Below are 2,109 nucleotides of genomic sequence, written 5' to 3'. Positions count from 1 at the left end.
CCCCCGAGGCCCGGCGGGACCCGTACCCGTTCTACGCCCGCATGCGGCGCGAGAGCCCCGTCCACCGCAGCGCCCAGGGCGTCTGGTACCTCACCCGGTACGCCGACGTCGAGGCGGCCCTGAGCGACCTGCGGCTGTCCAACGACCGCGACCGGATGACCCGCGCCTACGGCGCACTCGGCGGCGACCTCAAGGCCCTCAGCCGGCTCACCGACCGGCTCGGCCGGGTGATGACCAACACCGACCCGCCGGACCACGCCCGGCTGCGCAGGCTGGCCAACCGGGCCTTCACCGCCCGGCGCGTCGAAGCCCTGCGCGACGGCGTCCAACGGATCGTCGACCGGCTCATCGACGAGGCGGTCGCGGCCGGGCCGACCACGGACCTGATCGAGGCGGTCGCCTCCCCGTTGCCGATGTCCGTCGTCTGCGAGCTCTTCGGCATCCCGGACGAGGACCGGCCACAGGTCAAGAGCTGGTTCCGCCGCTTCGGCCGACTCAGCGAGGACATCGACAAGTCCGAGGCGGCGATCGAACAGTACGAGGAGTACCTGTCCGGGCTCATCCGGCAGCGCCGGCGTGAACCGGGCGACGACCTGATCAGCGCCCTGGTCGCCACCCAGGCGCAGGACGAGAGGCTCACCGACTCCGAACTGCTGTCCACGTGCTTCGTCCTGATCACCGCCGGCGACGAGACCACCACCCACCTGATCGGCAACGGCGTGCTGGCCCTGCTGCGCCACCCGGACCAACTGGCCCGGCTGCGCGCGGACCCCGGACTGATCCGCGGCGCCGTCGATGAACTCGCCCGCTACGACACGGTGACCCAGGCGATCGTCCGGGTCGTCGCGGAGGACCTGGAGATCGGCGGACGGACGCTGCGGGAGGGCGAGCTGGTGTACCTGTTCCTCGGCGCGACCAACCGCGATCCCGAGCGGTTCGAGGACCCCGACCGGCTCGACCTGTCCCGCCCCGGCAACCGGCACCTGAGCTTCGGCCACGGCCCGCACTTCTGCCTCGGCGGCCCGCTGGCCAAGCTCCAGGCCGAGGTGGCGATCGGCACGCTGGTGCGCCGGCTGCCCGAGCTGCGGCTGGCGGACGGGGCGGTGCCGGACTGGCGGCCCAACCCGCTGCAACGGCGGCTGAGCACCCTCCTGCTCACCTACTGACCATGAACGACGACGAAGGAGCACCGCCCATGGCCCGAGAGTTCGAGGTCCGCCGGGAACAGGACCTGCCCGCCACGCCCGAACAGGTCTGGGACGCGGTCGCCACCGGCGCCGGCAACCTCGGCTGGCTGTACCCGATGGAGATCGAGCCGCGCGTCGGAGGGAAGGCCACCCGGGCCGACAGCACGGTCGTGGCGTGGGAGCCGCCGAGCCACTTCGCCGTCCGGGCGACCGTCGGCGACGAGTTCTCCAACACGCTCAGCTACTGGATCGAGCCGGCGAACGGCGGAACGAGCCACCTGCGGATGGGAATCCACTGGGTGCACAAGGGCGTCTGGGACGAGGTCTGGGACAGGAAGTCGGACGCGGCCGAGAAGCACGTCGACTTCTACCAGCACGGCCTCGCCGAGTACCTGCGGCACTTCGCCGGCCGCCCCGCCGTCTACGTCAGGGCCCAGCGCCCCGAACCCACCGCCGACCCGGCCGACTTCGCCGCCCTGCGCCGCCGCCTCGGCCTCGCCGCCGACGCGGCCGTCGGCGACCGGCTGCCGCTCCACCTCCCCGGTACGGACGGGGACTCGGAGGACGTGGTCGTGGACTGGCTCAGCCCCGACTTCGTCGGCCTGCGCGGCCCGGACGCGCTCTACCGGTTCTTCAACGGCAGCACCTGGAACGTGCCGATCTGGCTGGGCCACCACCTGTTCGCCGAGGATGCCGACGAGCAGCGGGCCACTACGGCGTGGACCGCCTGGCTCAACGACACCCAAGCCTAGGACCCCGATGGAAAGCTCAACCCGAACCCTGCTCTTCGCCGCCGAACTCGTCGAGGAGAACGGCACCTACACGCTCCTCGTCGAGGACGTACGGCGCGGCAGCGTCCAGACCGCCCCGGTCCCCAAGGCCATGGTCGACAAGCTCCCGACCTTCCTCTCGGCCCTCGCCG

At 72.0% G+C, this 2,109-nt stretch carries 2 protein-coding genes; both read left to right on the top strand.

Annotation, left to right across the window (positions count from 1 at the left end):
- Positions 1-1,166 (top strand): cytochrome P450 (locus J0670_RS36555; protein ID WP_207817082.1); only part of this gene is annotated, 1,166 nt, incomplete at its 5' end.
- A gap of 29 nt (positions 1,167-1,195) precedes the next feature.
- The gene (locus J0670_RS36550; protein ID WP_207817080.1) at positions 1,196-1,939 is read left to right on the top strand and encodes an SRPBCC domain-containing protein; all 744 of its coding nucleotides are present in this window, start codon (positions 1,196-1,198) and stop codon (positions 1,937-1,939) included.
- The last annotated feature ends 170 nt before the right edge of the window (positions 1,940-2,109 follow it).

The sequence above is a fragment of the Streptomyces sp. FH025 genome, from assembly GCF_017427025.1.
In the GTDB taxonomy this organism is placed as follows: domain Bacteria; phylum Actinomycetota; class Actinomycetes; order Streptomycetales; family Streptomycetaceae; genus Kitasatospora.
This window is presented reverse-complemented; position numbering and strand designations above follow the sequence as displayed.

What these genes read in the sequence shown, in the direction of transcription:
- J0670_RS36550 (WP_207817080.1), top strand. Translation starts at nt 1,196, where the DNA reads ATGGCCCGAGAGTTCGAGGTCCGCCGGGAACAGGACCTGCCCGCCACG.